Here is a 23,859-nt window from a genome sequence, read left to right on the forward strand (position 1 = left end):
AGCATCATATCTGTAGCAATTCTAGTACTTCTTCCCAAGTCAACTTGGAAACGACTTCATCATCAGAGTTGATCACTTTCTTTACAAGGCTCTTTTTCCTATTTTGCAGCGTTAGAATTTTTTCTTCGATTGTATTTAACGTAACTAACTTATACGAAGACACCGAACGATTCTGCCCTATACGATGGACACGATCCGTCGCTTGATTTTCTACAGCAGGATTCCACCACATATCATAGTGAATTACTGTATCTGCACCAACAAGGTTCAACCCTGTTCCCCCTGCTTTTAAAGAAATCAAGAAGACTAATAATCCAGGATCCTCGTTAAACTGGTTCACGATTTCCAATCTGTTCTTGGTGGAACCATCCAAATAAACAAAACGAACTCCACGAGCCTCTAAGTCCTTTTTGATGATACTCAACATCTTGGTATACTGACTAAAGAGAACCGTTTTATGTCCTGTCTCCACAAGAGAAGAAAGAAGATCCATCAGTAAGTCATACTTTGCAGAATCTCCTGGCTCAGGAACGTCTTTTGCAAAAATCGCAGGGTGACAACAGATCTGTTTTAAACGAGTCAGTGTGGCAAGAACGTGAATATGAATACGATCAAAACCTTCTTGTTTCACCAAACGAGAAAGCTCTTTCTTAGCTGAAGCTGCGTAAGAATGATAGAGTTCTTTCTGCGAATCTGTAAGATGACAGTGATACAAAATCTCCGAAACAGGAGGCAAATCTTCCAATACATCTTCTTTCATACGACGAAGAATAAATGGCGCTACCTTCTTCTTCAAAGCCACCATATTGTCGGTCTTATTCCCCATGTAGTTGCCCGTACGGATGTATTTACCAACAAAGCGATCGTAACTGCTTAATAAGCCAGGCATCAAGAAATCGAATAAACTCCACAACTCTTCCAAAGAATTTTCAATCGGAGTACCCGTGAGAATTAATCTATGCCCCGAACGAATCATTTTTACAGATTTCGCATTACGCGTTGTACGGTTCTTAATATGATGGGCTTCATCTAAAACTACATAATCAAAGACAAAATCCTTATATACATCGATATCCTTTTGTAATAGGTTATACGAGGTAATGGCCACATCATAATCCGACAAATTAGCCAACTGTCTACGTCTATATGAAGGGACACCATCAATAATCACAGTCTTAAATTCTGGATTAAATTTACGGAACTCTTCTTTCCAGTTGTATACCAAAGATGTTGGACAGACAATTAACGAACATCCCTTGCCCTTCTCTAACTTACTTTGCGTAATCGCAATAATTGCTTGTAAAGTCTTTCCAAGCCCCATGTCATCGGCAAGAATACCATTGAGATGCATCTTTCTAAGACGTTCTAACCAATGAATCCCTTCAGTTTGATAACTACGCAATGTTGCCTGTATCTGCTGAGGAATCTCTTGGAATTTAAAATCAACTTCTCCACGAATTTGTTTTTGTATTTCTGCCAACTTTTTCGTCATTTTAAAGTTAACAGGAAGACCTTTGAAAAGCTCCGGAGAAATCCCCGTTAAACTCCATAAAGGACACTTCTCTACAAAATCATCCAGAACTTTAAAACCGATTTCATTAAAGATCTGAATAACTGGAGATATCTTCTCTAGGTCTAAAACCAAAATACAAGGAAGTTTTGTAGAACCTGAAGCTCTACCTCTGCGCGTCTTAACATGACGCCCTTTCTTCGGTAGCTCTAAGAAACGTTTTTTAGCGCTTATGCAATCCCAAAGTAGGTCTAGGCTGATTCCTTTCAAGTAACCGTTTACTTTCAGTTCTGCTTCATAAGTATTGACTTCAGAACCTTCTCTGAAAGCAAGATCAAAGACAGTTTCATCATAAATAAACTGATCAGAAAGGGTTTCAGGACAATTAAATGTGATCCTGTGTTGGTTATTAGGAATAGTTTCCGTCATAAACTCAACAATTTTCTTTTCACTTTTTACATGAAAAGCCCCGTCTCGCTCGTCATAGATAAAACCAGAAAAGACCTCGTCTATTATCTTGCGCTCTTCAACAAGATTCCTTGCTAGAATCCCATCTTCACGAATAAACGCGCGGATCTCATCAAATTGCAAAGAGAAAGGAACAGCAGGAACCCTGAGATCATCATAAATGAAATACAACTTTGCCTCTAACTCTCCATCCAAGTAACTGATGTTGCATTCACCTCGGACATCCTCAACATAAGGAAGAGTGACAAATGAATTCAGAACTTCGACATTAGAAACCTCTGCATATTCCTTAAACACAGGAAGAGCATTTTCGCGGAAAGAACCAAATAAAGCTTCTGGTATAGTAACATCACGCAACTTCGAGAAAGAACGTAAGTGCGCACGCCGAATCTGAGGAGCAAAATGGTGGTATACATTGTTATGGATAATACCAGGAACATTCGATTCCAAAAGAATCGCTTGCTCCGGCTGAAGGGTGTCATCATCCACAAGGATCAATGGTGTCATTAATAATGCTTTGTACGGAGTATCGAAAAAGTCTAAATCAAACTTCATCTTAGCTGGAGTCACTGACCAATATAAAGGCTCCTCAAGATTCCCACAGAATATTCCCGAGAAACTTTCTTTCTCTCCAGATTGACAACCTCCACGATCCGCCATTTGGTGTTCATACATCTTGGCTAAAATGACACCTAAAGAGGTTAATGTAAGGTACGCAGATTTTAACAATTTCTCTTCAGGCGGTTGGTTAGCATAACGAACATAACGAATCAGCAAATCTATAAGCTTACGATCAGAAGCATTAAACGATTGCATGGTGAAAAAGAAGTGCCGTCCGTTCAAGATAATAGGTTCTTGATACAACACTCCTTCCAGAAATGTTTTAATATTTGAAATGTAAAATGGTTTAGAACGCCCAGGAAGACGTAACACTAATTGAAATTCTACATGCTGATTCGGACGAAATACTTCATCATTGGAAGCAACAAATAAAACAGCAAGCTCTGCAGAATTCTTCTCGAGATATTCCTGAGGAAGGAAAAATGGATTTGCGCTTAATACATTAGCCGCATGAATGTACTCACTTAAGATTTCTTTTTGATGAGCACGGTCTTTTCTTTCTTCTTCTCTATTTGCAGCAGCGACAAAAGTTTCCTGAAGTTCTTTTTTAACGTCTTCGTTTATCTCTTGATTCGTCTCTAAGTTAGCTTCTTGAGAATAAGCCACTACCATTTCATTGAAATACCTTTCTAAATAAAACAGCAGCGCTACTATATGCTGACAATCATAGTTATAAGAACAGTCACAGTTAGAATCTATGGTATCAGATTTCGATCGATCAACTTCTATTTCACATTCATATACGTTGTCATATAGCCCTCGAACCTGCGCTCCTATGCAGACTGATTCTCCATTCATAGACAGGATTTTCGCATTAATCACAGCTCCTTGGTCAAAAAGTTCCTTGCCATCTTGCAAAATGTTAGCTGTAAAATCCCTTCGTAATTTGCGAAAATTGAGCATTTCTCCTCTAAATTATAGAGTTCTGATTGAATCAGCTTACTTGTACCTGTTTACCCATGCTAAATCAATGAAAAATTTTAGCAGGCCTTTTCTCTTGTATTTTCACCTGCTTTTTTGCACTAACTATTACTCTTATAATTGACTAGTCGTTGATAAAAACTCATCAAATATCTAGAATGTTGCTTTTCTTGCGGGTGTAGCTCAGTGGTAGAGCGCCACGTTGCCAACGTGAAGGTCGTGAGTTCAAGCCTCATCACCCGCTTTTCCTTCCAGAAAAGCTTCAAAGGGTAGTCTTGTGTCGCGAAATTTTTCTAACGAACAATTTTCTGTTAATTTAGAAGAACAACCTGGGTGCGTTGTTTCTGCTGAAGTAAAAACCACACCTCAACTCTTAGATAAGCTTCATAAACAGGCTATAAAAAAGATAAAGAAAGATGTCGTTTTGCCAGGGTTTCGTAAAGGTAAAGCTCCAGACGGCATTATCGTTTCTCGCTACCCTAGCCAGGTCACTAGAGAATTAAATCAACTACTCATTCAATCGGCCTATCAGGCTTTAGGCTCTGTGGGAGACCGAAGACCTCTTTCCCCACAAGCTATCAAATCGACTTCGGTAACAAAAGCTGATATAAATGAAGGTGGTCAAGTAAACTTTACTTACGAGGCCTTTCCAACGATTTCTGATATTCCTTGGGATAAACTATCCTTATCAGAAGAACCAGCTGTAAAAGATATTACTGATGAAGAAATGGAAAAAGGCTTACTTAATATTTCCTATTTCTTCGCAACTAAAACTCCTGTAACTCGCACTTCTCAAGAAGGCGACTTCATCTCATTGTCTCTTCATGTATCCAAACAAAATGAAGAAGGCGTCCCTACACCAATTTTTGAAAATAAATATTTCAAACTTTGTGAAGAAGAAATGACCGATGCTTTCAAAACTAAGTTTCTAGGCATTTCTGCAGGTCACCGTGTAACTGAAGTTATCTCATCCCCAGAAATCCAATCGTTCCTCAATGGAGATGTTTTAACCTTTACTGTTAACGCAGTTATTGAAGTTGTTGCTCCTGAGCTTGATGATGACAAAGCTCGTCAGTTACAAGCTGAATCCCTAGAAGATTTAAAGAAAAAGCTACGCATTCAATTAGAAAATCAAGCAAAAGATAGACAACACCAACAGCGCTTTGCTGAGGCAGAAAATGCATTGGCAAGCATTATCGATTTCGACCTTCCAACATCTATGTTAGAAGATCGTTTAGCTATGCTAACCAGAGAAAAACTACTCAACGCTCGATTGATTCAATATTGTTCTGACGAAGAACTGGAAAATAAAAAATCAGATTTACTAAAAGAAGCTGAATTAGAAGCTAAAAAAACTTTAAAACTGTTTTTCCTAGCCAATAAGATTTTCAATGATGAAAAGCTTGTGATCAGTCGTGAAGAGCTTCAATACATGATGGATGTATGTTCTAGAGAACGCTATGGCATGCAGCCTCCTCGAGATATCTCTCAAGAAGCTTTACAAGAATTAGTGATGGCAGCTCGTGATCGCTTAACTTACCATAAAGCTATGGAAAAAGTTCTATCCAAAGCAAAGGAATCAGCGACAGCGCCCTCTGCATAATCGAGCTAGAGGAAAACACTTGACCCAAGAAAGTCTTAAACATAGAATTCAACATTTTAATGTGTAGGCTTGTTTTCAAGCAAAACAGCACAAAAAAATGAATATGTGTATTGTTGGAATTGCTTTTCCGCGTCTGAGTATGTATGCGGGAAAGAAACTATTTTGAGAGGAAATGCAAATGACATTGGTGCCTTATGTGGTCGAGGATACAGGTCGTGGCGAGCGTGCCATGGATATTTACTCGCGTCTTTTAAAAGATCGCATTGTAATGATTGGCCAAGAAATTACAGAGCCCCTCGCGAATACCGTCATAGCACAACTACTTTTCCTCATGTCCGAAGATCCTAAAAAGGATATTAAAGTTTTCATTAACTCCCCAGGAGGGTATATCACAGCTGGATTGGCTATCTATGATACTATTCGTTTCTTAGGTTGTGATGTAAATACTTATTGCATAGGTCAAGCGGCTTCTATGGGAGCTTTACTACTTTCTGCAGGGACTAAAGGTAAGCGTTATGCTCTACCTCACAGTCGGATGATGATCCACCAGCCTTCAGGAGGAATTATCGGGACTTCTGCTGACATTCAGTTACAAGCTGCAGAAATCTTAACATTAAAAAAACACCTTGCAAACATTCTTTCCGAGTGCACCGGACAACCTGTAGAAAAAATCATAGAAGATTCTGAAAGGGATTTCTTTATGGGAGCTGAAGACGCAATCTCCTATGGTTTAATTGATAAAGTGGTCTCTTCAGCAAAAGACACGAAAGATAAGGACACCATCTCCTAGAGAGTCATTATGAACAAAAAAAATCTCACTATCTGCTCTTTTTGTGGGCGTTCTGAAAAAGATGTAGAAAAACTGATAGCAGGTCCCTCTGTCTATATTTGTGATTACTGTATTAAGTTGTGCTCAGGGATTTTAGATAAAAAGCCAACGTCTACATCATCCTCAGGAGCATCCACAGAGACAGCACCTCAGCATCCAGATCTTCAAGTGCTTACTCCGAAAGAGATCAAAAAACATATTGATAAGTATGTTGTCGGTCAAGAAAGAGCAAAGAAAACCATTGCTGTCGCTGTATATAATCACTACAAACGCATACGTGCTTTGTTAAACAACAAACACGTCAGCTATGGAAAGTCCAATGTTTTGCTTTTAGGCCCTACAGGATCAGGAAAAACCCTTATTGCTAAAACTTTAGCAAAAATCTTAGATGTGCCTTTCACAATTGCTGATGCAACCACGCTTACTGAAGCGGGCTATGTCGGTGAAGATGTGGAAAACATCGTTCTAAGACTATTACAAGCTGCTGATTATGACGTTGCAAGAGCAGAACGGGGAATCATTTACATCGACGAAATTGATAAAATCGGTAGAACTACAGCGAATGTTTCCATTACCCGAGATGTTTCCGGCGAAGGTGTACAACAGGCTCTATTAAAAATTATAGAAGGTACTACCGCAAATGTCCCCCCTAAAGGAGGACGTAAACATCCTAATCAAGAGTACATCCGTGTAAATACAGAGAACATTCTTTTCATAGTTGGTGGTGCTTTCGTTAATTTAGATAAGATTATCGCCAAACGCTTAGGAAAAACGACAATAGGTTTCTCTGATGACCTCGGGGATTTCTCTCAAAAGGACCGTGATCACCTACTCACAAAAGTAGAAACAGAAGATCTTATCGCTTTTGGTATGATTCCTGAATTTGTTGGTCGATTCAATTGTATTGTGAACTGCGAAGAGCTTTCCTTGGATGAACTCGTTGCTATTCTTACTGAGCCCACAAATGCAATTGTGAAGCAGTATATCGAGTTATTCTCAGAAGAAAATGTAAAGTTGATATTCGAAAAAGAAGCTCTATATGCTATAGCAAAAAAAGCAAAGCTGGCAAAAACTGGAGCCAGAGCTTTAGGTATGATTTTAGAAAACTTACTCCGAGATCTGATGTTTGAGATCCCTTCTGATCCTACAGTAGAAGCTATAAGGATTCAAGAAGACACGATCTTAGAGAATAAAGCTCCGGTGATTATCAGAAGAGCTCCAGAAGCTATAGCTTAAATTTCTCTTCTTCTTTATTTAGGGATGTAATGACAACAATCGCCCTAGAAGCTGCAAAAAAGATTCTCCTGAAGTTGCGTAATGCCGGCTACCAAGCATATTTTGTTGGTGGTTGCGTTCGCGATATGCTCATGGGCAAACCCATAGAAGAAATTGACATCGCCACTAGCGCTCCTCCTGTTATTGTTTCTACTATCTTTCCTGACACACTAGCGTTAGGAGCCGCTTTCGGTATCATCGTTGTTAAAGAAAATAACCGCTTATTCGAAGTAGCAACATTTCGTAGTGATGAAAATTATCAAGACGGACGGCATCCCGAACGTGTGATATTTTCATCAATGAAAGAAGATGCTTTACGCCGTGATTTTACAATAAACGGGATGTATTACGATCCCTTTGAAGAAAAGCTCTTTGATCTTGTTGAAGGAAGAAGAGATCTCGAAAAGCGTGTAATACGTGCGATCGGTCATCCTAAATTACGTTTCTCCGAAGATAAACTCCGTATATTACGTGCTATACGTTTTAGTTCCTCTTTAGGATTTACTTTAGATCCTGCCACAGAACGTGCCATTATTAAGGAAGCCCCTTCGTTGGTATGTTCCTTATCTCCAGAAAGAATCTGGCAGGAACTTAAGAAAATGCTGAAAAAAAATCCTTATGAAGCTTTATCCTTACTGATACGACTGAAAATCATCACTGTAATTTTCCCCGAGCTTCGGGATATTCCTCCGAGCTTACTGCGCACAAGTATCGAATTCGCTAAAAGACTGAATCCTCTAGATTTCCCTGAAATTTGCTTTCTACTTCCTCTATTTCAAGGTGTGAGCGAAGAAGCTGCTTGCGTGGCTTTTACTCGTTTACGAGTATCAAACAAAGATTTGAAACTAATACAACTGTGGTATCAAGCACTTCCTCAGTTCCAGAATGTCAGTAATAATCGTGTTTTCTGGGCACACTTTCTAGCTTCTCCGACAGCAAATCTATTTCTATCTCTATTTTCAGCAACCCAAAAAGATCCTTCTAAACAACAAAATTTCATCGCCCGCGTTCAGGAACTAGAAGAACGCTTAGAACAATTCATTGTCAGAATCAAAACGGCATCTCCCTTAGTTTCTGCTCCTGATCTCATCTCTAGAGGGATTGCACCAGGCAGACTACTCGGAGATCTATTGAAAGAAGCTGAGACACTTTCTATAGAAAACGAATGCCATGATAAAGAAAAAATTTTAACCCTGCTTAAGGAAAAAGGTTTCTGGAAGTAAGAAATATCACAAAATAAACTTTTCCCTTAAACACTCAATCGATTTTATTTCTTTAGATTTAATTTTTTAGCTCTTATTATTTTCTCTATAATTATTCAAAACTTAGATTAATTGAGCTTATCATGCTACGGATTGCTATTTTAGGAAGACCCAATGTAGGGAAATCTTCTCTTTTCAATCGCATGTGCAAACGATCTTTAGCTATAGTCAACTCACAAGAAGGAACGACACGAGACCGACTATACGGAGAGATACGTGGATGGGGAATCCCTGTACAAGTCATCGATACTGGAGGAGTAGACAAAGATTCTGAAGATCACTTCCAAAAACATATTTACAAGCAAGCTTTAGCTGGAGCAAACGAAGCGGATATCTTACTGCTTGTCATTGATATCCGCTGCGGGATTACAGAATTAGATGCAGAGATTGCGAAACAACTTCTTTGCTTAAAAAAACCTTTGATCCTCGTCGCAAATAAAGCAGATACACTCAAAGACGAATACCGTATTCACGAACTATATAAAATAGGAATCTCTGATATTCTTGCTGTATCCGCAAGTCACGATAAACATATCGATAATCTTATACACAGAATTAAAACTCTCGCTAATGTTCCTGAAGTTGTTGAGGAGCCTGTAGAAGAAATTCATGAGGAAGAAGTTCCTGTCGTGGAGTCTTTAGAAACCGAAGAGTTTCTAGCCGATTACGAAAACGAAGACTCCGACTTTTCCGTGTCTTCAGTGGAGGATAAACCCCTAAAAATTGCTCTTATAGGTCGTCCTAACGTCGGGAAGTCCTCGATCATTAACGCACTATTAAATGAAGAGCGTTGCATCATTGATAATGTCCCTGGAACTACTCGTGACAATATCGATATTCTTTATTCTCATAATGACCGGTCGTATCTATTTATAGACACCGCAGGTCTGAGAAAAATGAAAAGCGTGAAAAATTCTATAGAATGGATCTCTTCTTCCAGAACAGAAAAAGCTATAGCGCGTGCCGATATTTGCTTACTCGTCATTGATGCTACGCATCACCTATCTTCTTATGATAAACGTATTCTTTCTCTGATATCTAAACAGAAAAAGCCCCACATCATTCTTGTGAACAAATGGGATTTGATTGAAGGCGTGCGGATGGAACATTACATTCGCGACCTACGTGCTACAGATATGTATATTGGTCAATCGAAGATCCTTTGCATATCTGCGGCGACAAAACGCAACCTACGTCAGATCTTCTCATCGATTGATGAACTCCATACAACAGTATCAAGTAAAGTCCCCACACCGGTAGTGAATAAAACACTCGCCCTAGCTCTACAGAAACATCATCCCCAAGTCATTAACGGAAGAAGACTACGTGTGTACTATGCTATTCATAAAACAGCGACACCCTTCCAGTTCTTACTATTTATTAATGCGAAGTCCTTATTAACTAAACATTACGAGTGTTATTTAAAAAATACTTTAAAATCAGCATTTAATTTATACGGTGTTCCTTTTGATTTAGAATTTAAAGAAAAAACGAAAAGAACAAATTAATTTGTTTAAAAAATGAAATATTATTATTAAAAAAATAATAATAACAAATTAATTATTTCTTGGAGACTTTAACCATGAACCATGATCGTTACGATATGTCAGAAGCTGATTACCACCATTCACTTGATCAGCTTCTTTACCAATCAGAAGAGGCTTTCTCCTTAGACAAATACCAAGAGACAGGTGTTTATGTTGAAGAAGAGAAAGAAAATGGTGATCTCCTTATCGTGCTTGGAGAATCGATCCTTAAAGGCGTAATACGCCAATTTTACATTAGTGAAGACAATCACGCCTACACGCGTAGTTGTCTCAACGGGACATGGGACCTGTGGTTCAATATTCCTCCAAAAACTATCGAAAGCAAAACTTACGATTTTAACTCTTTATTAGAATCAGACTTCCTTCTCACTACAAATGTAGAAACATTTGTGAATGCCCCCAAAGATTTTCCGAAAGGATCGGAATCATTAAGCAACATTATCATTTGCATGACAACACGCAATCGCGATCATCATGTACAATTTCTGATTGGGGATAATCACAGAACATTTTGGATACGCCACCACGACACACAATCCTGGTCCGAGTGGTCCGTATTTATTTAAAACTGTACATCAATAACGTAAGGGAAAAGGCTGGAAGCTAGCCCAGCCCTAAAGTTCCTTTTATTCATCGTCAGAATCACTGATAACTGTGAGTTCCAAAGGACCGAAATTTTCATCATTTTGGAAAGATGTGGCAACAACAGGCACGACATTTTGAGGCCGTTGTTCTCTAGTCATCGTCAACTCTAAACGGAACATATGCTTTACAATAGCAATACGAATATCGCGAATAAGACTTTCGAATAGTAAGAACGACTCATGTTTAAATTCGATAAGAGGGTCTTTCTGACCGACAGTACGTAAACCTACTTCACTACGTAATAAATCCATATCTACAAGATGAATTTTCCATTGCTCATCGATATGCATAATCATGACCGAGCGTATAATATCTTTACAGATACCCTGAGCATCTACTTCATCCCCAGCTGCTTCTGTAATTTCCTGCACCATAGAAGCAAACTTATTCTGAAGAACTTCTATAAGATCATCAGCCACCTGTTCTGCAATGGCATCTATAGAATTCAATCTTTTCAATTCTTCAATATTCAACTGCAGAGGGAAAGAATAGTTCATCCATTCTTCTAGCTTAGGAAGAGAATTCCCTTTAGGATGATCACCGCTCATGATCAACGAAGCGATCATCAATGCAACATGATATATGGATTCCTTAGCTAAACTAAAGATATCTTCAGAGCGTAGAACATCATTACGAAAAGCATAGATCGTCTGCCTTTGCTTATTCATAACATCGTCATATTCAAGAGTATGCTTTCGAATAGTATAGTTTCTTGCCTCAACCCGTTTCTGTGCTGTTTCAATGAGCTTATTGAACATAGGATCCGACATAGCCTCTCCTTCAGGAGGACGGAAATGACGAATCAACGCATTTAACTTGGGAGATGCAAATAAACGCATCAAACGATCTTCAAAAGATAGGAAAAATTTAGCCGAACCAGGATCTCCTAAACGTGCACAACGCCCACGTAACTGCCTATCAATACGGCGTGACTGGTGCCGACTCGTACCAATAACATGAAGACCTCCAACAACTACAGCTTCTTCATCCAGCTTAATATCTGTACCACGACCAGCCATATTGGTGGCTACCGTCACAGCTCCTAGCTTTCCTGCTGCTGCAATAATCTCTGCTTCTTGAGCATGGTTTTTCGCATTTAAAACTGTATGTTCTATACGATTTTGTCTCAAAATACGAGAAAGCTTCTCAGAAACCTCTACAGACTCCGTTCCTATGAGAATGGGGTTCCCCACTGCATGTATACGGGCAATCTCCTTAACAATCGCGTGGTACTTTTCACGCTCTGTCATATAAAATTCGTCATTATGGTCTACACGCAAACATGCTTTAAACGTAGGAACCTGCAATACGTATAGATTATAAATCTCTTTAAACTCTTTAGACTCAGTAATCGCTGTTCCCGTCATACCCGCGAGTTTTTCATACAGACGGAAGAAATTCTGTAAGGTAACTGTAGCAAAAGTTTGTGATTCCTTACGGATAGTAACATGTTCTTTTGCTTCTATTGCTTGATGCAGTCCTTCGGAAAAACGACGACCTGGTTGTGGGCGGCCTGTATGTTCGTCAATGATGACAATTTGATCATTACGAACAATATAATCCACATCGCGTTCCATAAGAAGATGCGCTCTTAATAGTTGGCGCAAGCCATGAGCTCGAGCTTTTCTCCTGGTATCTTCTTCGGAAATTGCTATTTTTCTATTGATTTTGTCTGTCGGAGATAACGAATCGTCACTATCTATAAGAGCATATTCATACCCCATGTCCATCATGACAAAATCTTCAGCAGAACCTCCAGCCTTATCCACCCACTGTTGCATGCCACGATCTGTCAATTCAAAATCATTATTATGTTCATCAACAATGATATAAAGCTGAGATAGCTTCTCTAAACTCTCTTCTTTATTTTGCTCAGCATGATAATAAGTATCCCATTTATCTATCATTGCTCGCAAATCAGGGTGTTCGCGTACTCTACGCAAAACACGGTTTAAAGGCATTCCCTTACTAACCAACCATAAGCTACGACAAAACTCAGAGATAGCTTCAATAACTTTTTTATCCTTAGGGAGGATATCCATATCCAAGAACAATTCTAGTCCCCGTCTCGCTTCAAGAGCTAACTGGTTACATAACTCCCTTTGTAACTGAACGAGGTCAGCAACTTTATCTTTAAGTTCGAAATAAACAGGATTATGTTTTTCCCCGGGCCCAGAAATAATTAAAGGGGTTCTAGCTTCATCAATTAAAATTGAATCCACTTCATCGATAATAGCAAAATAAAACCCACGACCGACCTGCTCATCAACAGAAGTTGCTATAGAATTATCTCTGAGATAATCAAACCCGAACTCTGATGCTGTACCGTAGACAACGTCACAACGATAAATTTCTTTTCTTTTTTCTAAAGGAGATCCAGATATCAATACTCCGGTAGTTAAACCTAACCAACGCAATATAGAGCCAACCCACTCACAGTCCCTTTGAGCAAGATAATCATTAACTGTGACTAAATGCACAGGCTTGCCTGTTAATGCATTTAAATATAGAGGCATAACAGCAGTGAGAGTTTTCCCCTCTCCTGTCTGCATCTCAGTTATAAAGCCCTTGTGCATAGCTATAGCACCAAGAACTTGCACATCATAGGGAACCATGTCCCAATTTTGATGATAACCTGATACTTCTACAGGAGTTCCTGTTAAACGCCTGCACACGTTTTTAACTACGGCATAAGCCTCGGGAAGCATATCATCTAAGGATTCGCCTTCCTGATAACGCTTTTTTAACTCTACTGTTTTATTACGTAACTCCTCATCAGACAAAGGAGCTAGCATCTCATCATAGAGGTTTACCTTATCCACAAGTTTTTGAAATTTTTTTAAGGTGCGCTCTTGAGAAGATCCAAAGAAACGTTTAAGAAAATCTAACATACGTCGCTTAATTTAATATAATTGCTTGGAAAATAATCTATTAATTCCTACGAAAACTCATCTGCTAATACCATACTCGATTATGGTGAATAAAAGGAACAAAAGTTCCCTCTCTTATATTCTTCTTTCTCCAGAAAAGGAGGCAAAAAACTTTTATCATAAAGATAGAGAAATAAAAAAAGAATTTAAGCAGCAAGTAGCGTATCTACTTCTACAACATGCTGATGATTCAAAGGTAGCTTTCGGCGTAAATTACGCATAATTTGCGAACGACGCTTCTTTTGCTGCAAAGACACATCTTGACCTGACAAAAATGCTTGTATTTCATAAGCAGTGTCAAAATTCCCTGAACGAGCCTCACAAGCACTCAATAATTCTAAAGTTTCTGAGGAATGATTGAGCTGTACAGCCTTTTTTGCGTACTCTAAACCAGCTTCTGCTGTCACTATTGATGCATATCCAACTCCTGACAGCCAGGCTAAAGCTTTGCATGCCGTAGGACAATCAGGGAACTTCTGAATCACTTTAAGGTACATCTTCTCAGCATCAGAATATTTCTTTAAACAACATAAACTAAAGCCGTAACCCAAACTACATTGCCAATCCTCAGCATATGTACAACATTGAAATGCTAAACCCCAGCAATATTCAGCTAGATGGTGATCACCTTGATCCATAGCTGCTAAAGCAGCGTGCTTCATCAACAAAGCATCTCCTCGGGACCACAAATCACTGCTTTGATAAATAAGCAGAGCTTTTTTAGATCGCCCTTGTTTTTGTTCACATAAACCGATGTTGAATAGAGACTCCTCTCTATAAGCCGGCTCTGACAATAACTTGCGAAATAGCTTCCCAGCTTCTAAATAATTACCACAAATACGAGAAGAGTGAGCCAAATTATAGATAACTTTTAAAGGGCACGGACCTAAAGTATAGGCACGATTATAAAACTCTATAGCGTCTTGGTACCGCTTAGATATAAAATAAATATCTCCAACAGTAATGTAGGTCTCTTGATGGGATAGCGGAGAAATCCACGGTTCAATTACACTACACGCAGCATCTAAGTCCCCGACATGCACTAAAGCTGATGCATACTTCGCGGCATCTTGTTCTTCAAATATCTCTTTCGAAACTAAAGAAAAGGCGTGACACGATTCTTTATACGCACCATGACGGTACGCTTTGTAGGCAATCTCTAACAAAAATTGAGGCCCACGTAAATTTAACCTTCGTGCTTCGTCTAATAGTTTTTCTACCTCGTCAAAACGACTCAAATTGCGAAGAATACGCATGTAGTCAAATAAACACTGACGACGGTAACAACGTTTTTTTAAGATGGGTAAGAGTTTTTGTTCTGCGACAGACCATTCCTTCAGCTCCATGCTCAGATGAACTTCTCGAATCACCTGAACTGCGTAACGACGGAAACGGGAAACGTGACAATAGACTTTAAAAACTAAAGCTGTTGTCAAACTTGCAACTAAAGCCCATAGGATGACTAGCCACATAATTCGCCAACTCTCTCTTTTCTCTCTCTTTGCAATACCAAAAAAAACCTTTAAAGTCTTTAAAATTATTCTCTCAAAGAACGCCCTAAAGATTGTCCCATAAGGCAACGCGTTTCCAATCCCATGCGCGAATTTTTCAATAAATCTGCGTCAAATTGCACAGATCCCGGCTGAAACAACACAATAACAGTAGATCCGCCTATCTCAAAAAAGCCTTTCTCATCACCTTTAGAATACTTTTCCCCAGGTTTGTAGGTTTGAATAATAGAGCCAACATTTAATGCCCCTACTTCTAGGTAAAGTACATCTCCAAAAGCCTCCGTTTTCAGCTCAGTTAGTGTACGCTTATTTTCACAAAAAATATTAAAATTATCTTTTAACGCCATCGGATGTACAGAAAATAAATACCCGTTGATAATGCGCGTTGGCCCCGGCAAACAATCTACTGGAAAGTGGAAACGATGGTAGTCAAAAAGGGCTAAACGGGCAAAAACCACACTGCCGGAAGCATATTTTTCAACAAGTTTAGGGTCTCCTAAAAGTTTTGAAAGAGAAAAGCGCTTCGATTTAACAACGAATTCTCCAAATTCCGCTATGTTCGGGTAAATCAGATAGGCACCATCTACAGGCGTCACACAGATATTGTCTCCTTGAGCAATTGGTCGCGCTTCAGGGAGGAGCTCTCTAGTAAAAAAATCATTGAAAGAGGAAAACTCGGAAAGAGATTTTTTGAAGTCTTTTGTGTTGATATGATTTTTCTTTACAAATCCGGGGATTTTTCTACGTGTCCAAGAACGTTTTTGAATCCAACCATAGATACGTGACAGGATTGGAGATCTAGATAATAGCGTGGAGAGTCTTTTTCCTAATTTAGAGCTATATAGAAACGTCATAGTTTTTTCATAACATACAAATTCCGTCACTCTTTGATTAGTTAAACGATCAATATACTGCAGTTTCTTCACTTGTCCTCGACCTATGAGATCAAAACAGGCGACTATAGAAAGTTATTAAAAATATTCCAAACTAATTAAATAGAAATCGTTAAAAAACCTGCCTACATCTTTAATGGAGAACCTGATATCCTAACTCTCAAGTTAGTTTTATTTTCATCCATTTTCATGATTAAAAACGATACTATTGCTGCCATAGCCACACCTCCCGGAGAAGGAAGTATTGCCATTGTCCGTGTATCGGGACCAGAAGCTATTCAAATCACAGACAAAATTTTCTCCGGGTCCGTACCGTCTTTTTCTTCCCACACAGCACATCTAGGCACGGTAAGTTACAATGGCCAGCAGATCGATCAAACTCTTTTATTAATCATGCGAGCTCCGCGTTCATTCACGGGGGAAGATGTGATCGAACTCCAGTGTCATGGAGGCTATTTTTCCTGCTCCCAAATCTTAGCAGCTTTGATAGCCGAAGGAGCTCGCCCTGCTCTCCCTGGAGAATTTTCTCAACGCGCATTTCTCAATGGAAAAATTGATCTTATTCAAGCAGAAGCTATTCAAAATATTATTGCTGCTGATAGTTTAGACGCCTTTCATATAGCGCAGAACCATTTCCAAGGACACTTCTCAAAGAAAGTTCAACAAATTTCTTCGTTGATTATCGAGTCTCTAGCCTTTATTGAAGTTCTTGCGGATTTCCCCGAAGAAGAACAGCCAGATATGGAGGAACCGCTGCATCGACTAAATGAGGCGATTTTGATCATCGAAGACCTCATTGCTAGTTTTGATCAAGGGCAAAAGATTGCTCAAGGAACGAGTATTATATTGGCAGGCCACCCTAATGCAGGAAAATCTTCTCTTCTTAACGCTCTAACTAATAAAAATCGCGCCATCGTTACGGATATCCCCGGAACTACAAGAGATATATTAGAAGAAACCTGGATGTTACAAGGGAAACGTATTCGACTTATCGACTCTGCAGGACAACGAGAAACCAATAATCCTATAGAACAAGAAGGTATTGAGCGGGCACTTGCTGCTATGGAAGAGTCCGAGGCAATTCTTTGGGTTATGGATGTCACTCAACCTCCACCACCTCTTCCAGAAATCTTAATGCGAAAACCCTCCCTCCTTCTTTGGAACAAATCCGATCTTGGAACACCCCCTCATATTGAAACTACCTTGCCCCAATTAGCTGTCTCAGCAAAAACAGGGGAAGGTATTTTTGAGCTCAAACAATTTATCCAAAAATGGATGCAAAAACAACAGTTGGGCAAGAATGCAAAAGTCTTTCTTGTTTCTTCGCGCCATCATACAATACTACAACAGATGCGCACATATTTGCTCTCAGCTCAGGAAGGACTGCAGCATCAATTCCCCCCTGAGTTCATTGCTTTAGAATTAAGACAAGCTCTTCAGACTACAGGGAATCTTTCTGGATCTGAAATTAACGAAACGATACTGGGAGAAATTTTTAGCAGGTTTTGTATTGGGAAATAGAGATTGCATTAAAAATTTTATTCTTTCCACTTTAGACGAGCTCTTCCCTGATCCACAACCGTCATTAACGGGGTGGAGAACTCCGTTTCAACTCCTTGTTGCTATTTTACTTTCAGGAAATTCTACCGATAAAGCTGTAAATGCTGTAACCCCCAGGTTGTTCTCCCTGGCTCCTGATGCGCAGACTTTAGTGCAACTGCCCTTAGAAAACTTATACTCCCTAATCTCGCCTTGCGGCCTCGGCAGGAGAAAAGCTGCCTACTTACATAATTTAGCGAAGATATTGTTAGAAAAATACACTGGGGAACCCCCGGCTTCTCTAGAGCTACTAACACAATTGCCAGGAGTGGGAAGGAAAACTGCATCTGTTTTTTTAGGAATTATTTATAAAATACCGACCTTTCCCGTAGATACGCATATCTTAAGATTATCCCAACGTTGGGGAATCTCTAATAAACGAAGTCCTTCAGCAGCGGAAAAAGATCTCGTTCTTTTTTTCGGAGAATCTAATTCTCCAAAACTCCATTTACAACTCATCTATTACGCCAGAGAGTACTGCCCTGCTCTCTACCACGACACAAACAAATGCAAAATATGTGCGTATTTAACCAGAAGATCTTATGAAAAAAAAACAAACAAAACCCCTTAAGAAATAATATGTTCTGTTTTTAAAAATAGAAAGAGTTTCGTATAAAGTTTTTCCTCTGTATATGTCGTGAATGAAATTTACTTTGCTTTCTAACGTAGAAATCTTTTAGACTGGGCACCTACTTACTACCTCGATATCGCAATTTTTTAATATAATGAATAAAAACGCTTCTAATAGGGCTAGTTCTAAAAAAGAGCTCTCTGTTTGGTCGATAGGAGGCTCTATTTTCGCCATGTTCTTTGGAGCAGGCAATATAGTATTCCCACTAGCCTTGGGTTATCATTACCACGCTCATCCTTGGCTTGCTTGTTTCGGCATGATCCTCAGTGCTGTCTGCGTTCCCTTACTGGGCTTATTCAGTATGTTATTGTATTCCGGAGATTATAAAGCTTTTTTTTCTTCCATTGGAAAAATGCCCGGAATGTTTTTCATCATAGCAATTTTATGTTTGATAGGTCCTTTTGGAGGGATACCTAGAGCGATCGCTGTTTCGCATGCCACTTTAGTATCTCTATCGGATTCAAAAACAACATTCATTCCTAATCTTCCTATTTTTAGTTTGATTTGTTGTATTTTGATTTATCTATTTGCTTGCAAACTCAGTAAACTTATCCAATGGTTGGGTTCTGTATTTTTCCCAGTGATGTTAGTGACTCTCATTTGGATAATCTTTAAAGGATTAATCATTCCTGCAAATCCTAGCTTTATGGAATCAGTAAGCTCCAAACAAGCATGGTCAGCAGGAATTATAGAGGGCTTCAATACTATGGACCTTCTTGCAGCCTTCTTCTTTTGCTCTATTGTTGTAATTTCTATAAGGCAACTGCTAGAAAATGGAGAGGCTAGTGATGAAACACCTTTAAACTTTCAAAAAATCAATAAAAAAGACAAACGCACTTTAGGTTTAGCTTTTGCTTTAGCTGCAGCACTTCTTGGATTAATTTATCTAGGATTTGCGTTGTGTGCTTCTCGGCACGCAGGCTTGCTAGCCCATGTAAGTAAAGGACAAATTCTAGGAAGAATTTCTGCTATTGCTCTCGGACCAAATAGTTTATTAACCGGTGTATGTGTGTTTGTAGCTTGCTTAACGACAGAGATAGCTTTAGTTGGGATCTTTGCTGACTTTTTAGCCCGCATCATCTCATCAAAAAGAATGACGTACTCTAATGCAGTAATTTTCACTCTGATACCCTCATACCTAATTTCTATTTTAAACTTCGAAAATATCAGTCTCCTTCTATTACCTTTACTACAGCTAAGTTATCCTGCATTAATCGCTTTGACTTGCGGAAGTATTGCTTATAAGTTGTGGAATTTCCGACACGTCCAAGCTTTGTTTTATTTAACCCTCTCTCTTACAATCGTTTTACGGTTGGTGAGTTGAGTTAACGCTTGTATTTGCTAACTAGCATAAAGTTATGGTTTTAAACGCTTTAGCTGGCTTTCGTCAAACAGCGATGGATTACCTCGCTACGAATCGCCACGACATTGCTTTAGATTTTTCTGGAGATTGTTACAATATCCGAATTCCTGATGAAGATTCTCCTCATGGAGATTGGGTCAGCACGTTAAAATTCAGTAACATTGACAATCTGACCTTTGCCTCATGCAGTTGCCCTGATGGGGATTGTTGTGTTCATTTGATGACAGCGTTCTTCTCTGCTTATGATGCACACGGATGGTTGCCCCTACACCATAAATTTAACTTATCTTTCTGGTATGCGCTATTCCTTAAGTTATTCACAGAAGGAGCGCGGCTACACGCCGATGGTGATAAACACTATTCTATAGCATCTTCTCATGTCTCTTTAGAGATTTCCGCACTGTCTCCCGAAGCTTTTACAGAATGGTTGCCTATCGTCCATCAATCTGCAGAACCTAACATCGCTACAGAGAAAACCTTCCTACAATCTGCCCTATATCGTATAGCAAAACGCCTCTTTTTCTTCGCTGAAGCAGGAGCAAAGTTAGACCTTATTGAAAACAATCAAGGATTCCCTACGCAATTTTCTCTACAATGGGAAGGGATCTCTCTAAAAGGAGAAATTCTTGATTTCGCTACTTTAGAATCCCTATTTCCTAAGATCAATTTCGCACAAACGTCTCTTCCTGGAAATTACCAAGATTTCTCCGTCACAAAAGTGCGTGTCGCTCCTGAAGAATCTAAAATATATTTCACAATCAACCCTGTACAACAGGATGATAAAAATCAGACTGTAACAAAACTGGGTTCCGTCGGCTATGTAGCAGGATCTCAACTGGTAATTTTGCCTCCACAAGAAACTTCTGTTTCCATCTATGTACTTTCCCTGCTTCCCGCAACATTGAAAAAACAGATACTCTCTCTACTACATTATGACGCTGAGAAACGCCCTATCCGCTACTCTATCCATTTCTTAAGGGATTCTTCTTTATCTTTTTCAGCATATTTAGAGTCCCCTGGCGATTTAGAAAATGGGGAATTAATCTACCCGGATTTTTGCTATGTACCCGAAAGAGGACTATTCACAATAGAGGGACTACTCTCTCCTCAAGTTTCATTTATTATTAAAGCAGATCAAGTTGAAGAGTTTTTAAATAACGAGGGTTCGTTAATTCGAGAACCAGGATTCGAAGTATTTACTAACCAAGTTCCTGAAGGGCAACTCACCTATAACATTACACAACAAGGCGTTCTGTTATTCCATTACAATACAGGTAATCCTGCTTCTATCGACATTCATTATGGTCCTTGGACATATTACTCAGGGCAAGGCTTCTTCTTACAAAGAAAAGCTGATCTAGAGATTCAAGATGGTTTAATCGTAGAGGCCGACCAAATTCCTAGCTTCATCATGAAGCATGAGGTTGTGTTAAGGACTATTCCTAACTTCTTTGCTCCTACACCACCATTAAAAAATCTCTTTTTTGAAGTACATAAAGAAACTAAGGGGTCTGGGTTATATTTAAAACCAGTATTTCAAGGACTCGAAGAAGAAAATTGTCGATTATTTGGCGTTTTCCTTTATCGAGAAAATCTTGGATTTAACTTACTTCCAACTCCTTTACAGTCATTATGTTCTCTACCAAAGAAAATTCCTCCAGAACAAGTCCCTGACTTTATTAATCAGAATTTCCAAAACGATAAGCTTGTATTTGTAGATCCTCAGCTTCGCCTACCTGAAACTTTTGAGCTTGTCATACGATCCATAACACGTCCTCACCCATCCTCTCCTTTGCATTTGCAGTTAGAACTCAAAACAAACATCGGTTCTATACCTTTAGGTACGGTACTACAAGCCCTAAAAAATAAAAGAGCTTTTGCTTTTACTAAGGCAGGTTTCTTAAATTTCCAACACTGCCTATTCCAATTTTTAAAACAATTCATTGCTTCTCAAAAGTGTCTCATCCCTGAAAACACCGTAATAGCGACAGTCACTGATATTTTTAAATTGGATGCTTTAGCTCCGTTATCTACGCATGAAAAAATTCAAGCCAGTGAATCTGATCTAGCTTTCTTCTCACAACTTAAAGCGGCATGTCTTCCTCCTATTCCACAAAGCCTGTTCTCTACGGATCACAAGCTGCGCCCGTACCAAAACAGCGGCTTATTATGGTTATGGTTCTTGTACAACCACCGTCTATCTGGATTACTTTGTGATGAGATGGGATTAGGGAAAACACACCAAGCTACAGCTCTATTAGATATTGTTTTCCAATCTGCAGAACCTACAGAACGTCCCAAGTTTCTTGTTGTTTGTCCAACAAGTGTTCTTCCTCACTGGGAACACACATTAGCAACGCATTTGCCTACAGTAAGTATTTTTTCTTTTCATGGTCCGAATAAACCTGAACATCTGCCTCCTGCCGATGTGATTATCACCTCATATGGCACTCTAAGGCAAAATTACGCCAAGTTTTACAAGCTTTCATTTACCGTCACGGTATTCGATGAAATTCATATGGCTAAAAACAAAAATAGCCAAATTCACAAGATTCTTTGTCGATTGGACTCCCAAATGAAATTGGGTTTAACAGGTACCCCTATAGAAAATAACCTTCTAGAGTTTAAGGGTCTCTTAGATATCATTCTCCCCAACTACCTCCCATCAGATGCTTTATTTAAAAAGCTCTTCACAAAAAAGCATACTGCTGAAGTAGATGATGAAATTATCCCTTCTCAGGATTTGTTATTAAAATTAACGCGGCCTTTCATCTTAAGAAGAACGAAAAAACTTGTTCTTCCTGAGCTCCCTGAAAAAGTAGAGTCGATTATTCCTTGCACTTTGTCTCCAGAACAGAAGAAGTTGTATCTATCTACATTGAAAAGAGAAAAAGCGCAAATTCAACAACTGGAATCTCCAGAAGAACAAACAGTCAACTACCTCCACGTATTTGCATTGTTGAATCACTTAAAACAAATTTGTAACCATCCTGCGATTTTCTTTAAAAATCCTGATAAATACAGAGAACACGAGTCAGGGAAATGGGAGGCTTTTGTACGTCTTCTCCATGATTCATTATCATCAGGCTATAAGGTTGTTGTCTTTTCACAATACATTCACATGATTCGCATTATCATGTTGTATCTTGAAGAGATCGGGGTGAAATATGCCTCTATTCAAGGGAAATCCTTAAATAGAAAAGAGGAAATAGAATACTTCACTACAGATCCAGAGTGTCGCGTATTCGTAGGTTCGTTACTCGCAGCAGGAACAGGAATTAACCTCACTGCTGGAAATGTCGTCATTATGTACGACCGTTGGTGGAACCCTGCCAAAGAAAATCAAGCTTTGGATCGTGTTCATAGAATAGGACAGAAAAATACTGTATTTATTTATAAACTCATGACTGAGGATACGTTAGAAGAACGTATCCACTACCTGATTGAAAAGAAAATTCGTCTATTAGACAAGGTGATTTCTACTCAAGATTCGAACATTCTCCACATGTTAAATCGAGAAGACCTCATTACCATTCTATCATACAAAGACGAACATGGTGGAGTCGATACTATAAGCAACACTTCAGAAGAAGATGAAGCATCTCTATTCTAAAATTAGGGAAAATTGCAAAAATTTACTGAGAAAGCTTTAAGTAGCCCCGATAAGTAAATACAGCGCCTAAAAGTCCATAAATATAGGCACGATTTTTAGGCCACGTCAAAGTCAGTCCAGCATCCGTAGCAAATAACAGGATAACCATAGCAAAGACAAGAAGCCCTGCTCCTAAAAATAGCGCAACAAGTGGCCAATGCTGTAACCAACTCCAATCAGATTCAGATTGTTCGGTAGGCTTTTGGAAAGTATTTTGATCACTAAGAACAGCTTCCCAATCTTCTGAAGAAACAGCAAAAAGATCTTCAGATTCTCCCTTTGCAGAGCCTTCTGGGAAAGAAATGTGACATGAAGAAAATCCTCCTGAAGCTACTGGAGGATCTTGAAGGAATGCACTGCAATACGGACACTGGGGCATGTGCATGGATACGCTACCTTCACACTTCCAACACGTGCGCTGCATCTCTGCTTCTTTAGCAAATGGCATGGCAACCTACCTTCCCCAACCTAGGGCTTAATACAAAGAAACAGAAAGTTTCTTCTATGTCAATTTGTACGCATTACAGATAATTACAGTACATAACTTAAATTATAATTTCTATTGGGAAAAAATCAATGCTGAAAATTAATCTTTAGAT

15 protein-coding genes and 1 tRNA gene are annotated in these 23,859 nt (G+C 39.0%); 11 read left to right on the plus strand and 5 right to left on the minus strand.

Annotation, left to right across the window (positions count from 1 at the left end):
- Positions 1–4 precede the first annotated feature (4 nt).
- Positions 5–3,502, minus strand: coding sequence for a DEAD/DEAH box helicase (locus tag FI836_RS02195; RefSeq protein WP_006343576.1), 3,498 nt, complete (start codon positions 3,500–3,502; stop codon positions 5–7).
- A gap of 190 nt (positions 3,503–3,692) precedes the next feature.
- Between FI836_RS02195 and FI836_RS02200 the strand changes: the two genes are divergently transcribed.
- From FI836_RS02200 to FI836_RS02230, 7 genes are all read left to right on the plus strand, one after another.
- A tRNA-Gly gene (locus FI836_RS02200) sits at positions 3,693–3,764 on the plus strand.
- A 33-nt stretch (positions 3,765–3,797) separates the two neighbouring features.
- The gene (gene tig, locus FI836_RS02205; RefSeq protein WP_006343577.1) at positions 3,798–5,123 is read left to right on the plus strand and encodes a trigger factor; all 1,326 of its coding nucleotides are present in this window, start codon (positions 3,798–3,800) and stop codon (positions 5,121–5,123) included.
- A gap of 178 nt (positions 5,124–5,301) precedes the next feature.
- The gene (locus tag FI836_RS02210; RefSeq protein WP_006343578.1) at positions 5,302–5,913 is read left to right on the plus strand and encodes an ATP-dependent Clp protease proteolytic subunit; all 612 of its coding nucleotides are present in this window, start codon (positions 5,302–5,304) and stop codon (positions 5,911–5,913) included.
- 9 nt (positions 5,914–5,922) lie between these two features.
- The gene (gene clpX, locus FI836_RS02215) at positions 5,923–7,188 is read left to right on the plus strand and encodes an ATP-dependent Clp protease ATP-binding subunit ClpX (protein ID WP_006343579.1); all 1,266 of its coding nucleotides are present in this window, start codon (positions 5,923–5,925) and stop codon (positions 7,186–7,188) included.
- Between the two features lie 29 nt (positions 7,189–7,217).
- On the plus strand, positions 7,218–8,450 hold the full coding sequence (locus FI836_RS02220) for a CCA tRNA nucleotidyltransferase (protein WP_014944041.1): 1,233 nt from the start codon (positions 7,218–7,220) through the stop codon (positions 8,448–8,450).
- A 122-nt stretch (positions 8,451–8,572) separates the two neighbouring features.
- Complete coding sequence (gene der / locus FI836_RS02225; protein WP_014944042.1) at positions 8,573–9,997, plus strand: ribosome biogenesis GTPase Der; 1,425 nt, start codon at positions 8,573–8,575, stop codon at positions 9,995–9,997.
- Positions 9,998–10,071: 74 nt separating this feature from the next.
- The gene (locus FI836_RS02230) at positions 10,072–10,602 is read left to right on the plus strand and encodes a hypothetical protein (RefSeq protein WP_014944043.1); all 531 of its coding nucleotides are present in this window, start codon (positions 10,072–10,074) and stop codon (positions 10,600–10,602) included.
- A 60-nt stretch (positions 10,603–10,662) separates the two neighbouring features.
- On the opposite strand, the gene secA is transcribed toward FI836_RS02230, so the two are convergent.
- From secA to FI836_RS02250, 3 genes are all read right to left on the minus strand, one after another.
- Positions 10,663–13,572 carry a preprotein translocase subunit SecA gene (secA, locus tag FI836_RS02235; protein ID WP_014944044.1) on the minus strand — a complete coding sequence of 970 codons (2,910 nt, stop codon included), beginning with the start codon at positions 13,570–13,572 and terminating at the stop codon, positions 10,663–10,665.
- 185 nt (positions 13,573–13,757) lie between these two features.
- Positions 13,758–15,083: a tetratricopeptide repeat protein gene (locus FI836_RS02245; RefSeq protein WP_006343584.1), complete on the minus strand. Its 1,326-nt coding sequence runs from the start codon at positions 15,081–15,083 to the stop codon at positions 13,758–13,760.
- Between the two features lie 65 nt (positions 15,084–15,148).
- Positions 15,149–16,048 carry a phosphatidylserine decarboxylase gene (locus FI836_RS02250; RefSeq protein ID WP_014944045.1) on the minus strand — a complete coding sequence of 300 codons (900 nt, stop codon included), beginning with the start codon at positions 16,046–16,048 and terminating at the stop codon, positions 15,149–15,151.
- A gap of 156 nt (positions 16,049–16,204) precedes the next feature.
- Here FI836_RS02250 and mnmE point away from each other — a divergent pair, with 156 nt between their 5' ends.
- The 4 genes from mnmE to FI836_RS02270 all read left to right on the plus strand — a co-directional run bounded on the left by mnmE (position 16,205) and on the right by FI836_RS02270 (position 23,221).
- Positions 16,205–17,536 carry a tRNA uridine-5-carboxymethylaminomethyl(34) synthesis GTPase MnmE gene (mnmE, locus tag FI836_RS02255; RefSeq protein ID WP_014944046.1) on the plus strand — a complete coding sequence of 444 codons (1,332 nt, stop codon included), beginning with the start codon at positions 16,205–16,207 and terminating at the stop codon, positions 17,534–17,536.
- The gene (locus FI836_RS02260; RefSeq protein ID WP_006343587.1) at positions 17,526–18,185 is read left to right on the plus strand and encodes an endonuclease III domain-containing protein; all 660 of its coding nucleotides are present in this window, start codon (positions 17,526–17,528) and stop codon (positions 18,183–18,185) included. Before mnmE ends, FI836_RS02260 begins: the two co-directional genes overlap by 11 nt.
- 154 nt (positions 18,186–18,339) lie before the next feature.
- Positions 18,340–19,569 carry a branched-chain amino acid transport system II carrier protein gene (gene brnQ, locus FI836_RS02265; protein ID WP_013462751.1) on the plus strand — a complete coding sequence of 410 codons (1,230 nt, stop codon included), beginning with the start codon at positions 18,340–18,342 and terminating at the stop codon, positions 19,567–19,569.
- Between the two features lie 34 nt (positions 19,570–19,603).
- Positions 19,604–23,221: a DEAD/DEAH box helicase gene (locus tag FI836_RS02270; RefSeq protein WP_014944047.1), complete on the plus strand. Its 3,618-nt coding sequence runs from the start codon at positions 19,604–19,606 to the stop codon at positions 23,219–23,221.
- Positions 23,222–23,243: 22 nt separating this feature from the next.
- Here the strand turns inward: FI836_RS02270 and FI836_RS02275 are convergent, their stop codons facing one another.
- Positions 23,244–23,708 carry a phage holin family protein gene (locus tag FI836_RS02275; protein ID WP_014944048.1) on the minus strand — a complete coding sequence of 155 codons (465 nt, stop codon included), beginning with the start codon at positions 23,706–23,708 and terminating at the stop codon, positions 23,244–23,246.
- Between the last annotated feature and the right edge of the window lie 151 nt (positions 23,709–23,859).

This window comes from Chlamydophila parapsittaci, assembly GCF_006385615.1.
GTDB classification, from domain to species: domain Bacteria; phylum Chlamydiota; class Chlamydiia; order Chlamydiales; family Chlamydiaceae; genus Chlamydia; species Chlamydia psittaci.

Excerpts from the sequence above, each read along its gene's own strand:
- brnQ (WP_013462751.1), top strand. The coding sequence starts at position 18,340 with ATGAATAAAAACGCTTCTAATAGGGCTAGTTCTAAAAAAGAGCTCTCT.
- FI836_RS02245 (WP_006343584.1), bottom strand. The coding sequence starts at position 15,083 with ATGTGGCTAGTCATCCTATGGGCTTTAGTTGCAAGTTTGACAACAGCT.
- mnmE (WP_014944046.1), top strand. The coding sequence starts at position 16,205 with ATGATTAAAAACGATACTATTGCTGCCATAGCCACACCTCCCGGAGAA.
- FI836_RS02270 (WP_014944047.1), top strand. The coding sequence starts at position 19,604 with ATGGTTTTAAACGCTTTAGCTGGCTTTCGTCAAACAGCGATGGATTAC.
- clpX (WP_006343579.1), top strand. The coding sequence starts at position 5,923 with ATGAACAAAAAAAATCTCACTATCTGCTCTTTTTGTGGGCGTTCTGAA.
- der (WP_014944042.1), top strand. The coding sequence starts at position 8,573 with ATGCTACGGATTGCTATTTTAGGAAGACCCAATGTAGGGAAATCTTCT.
- FI836_RS02220 (WP_014944041.1), top strand. The coding sequence starts at position 7,218 with ATGACAACAATCGCCCTAGAAGCTGCAAAAAAGATTCTCCTGAAGTTG.
- secA (WP_014944044.1), bottom strand. The coding sequence starts at position 13,572 with ATGTTAGATTTTCTTAAACGTTTCTTTGGATCTTCTCAAGAGCGCACC.
- FI836_RS02210 (WP_006343578.1), top strand. The coding sequence starts at position 5,302 with ATGACATTGGTGCCTTATGTGGTCGAGGATACAGGTCGTGGCGAGCGT.
- FI836_RS02230 (WP_014944043.1), top strand. The coding sequence starts at position 10,072 with ATGAACCATGATCGTTACGATATGTCAGAAGCTGATTACCACCATTCA.
- FI836_RS02195 (WP_006343576.1), bottom strand. The coding sequence starts at position 3,502 with ATGCTCAATTTTCGCAAATTACGAAGGGATTTTACAGCTAACATTTTG.
- FI836_RS02275 (WP_014944048.1), bottom strand. The coding sequence starts at position 23,708 with ATGCCATTTGCTAAAGAAGCAGAGATGCAGCGCACGTGTTGGAAGTGT.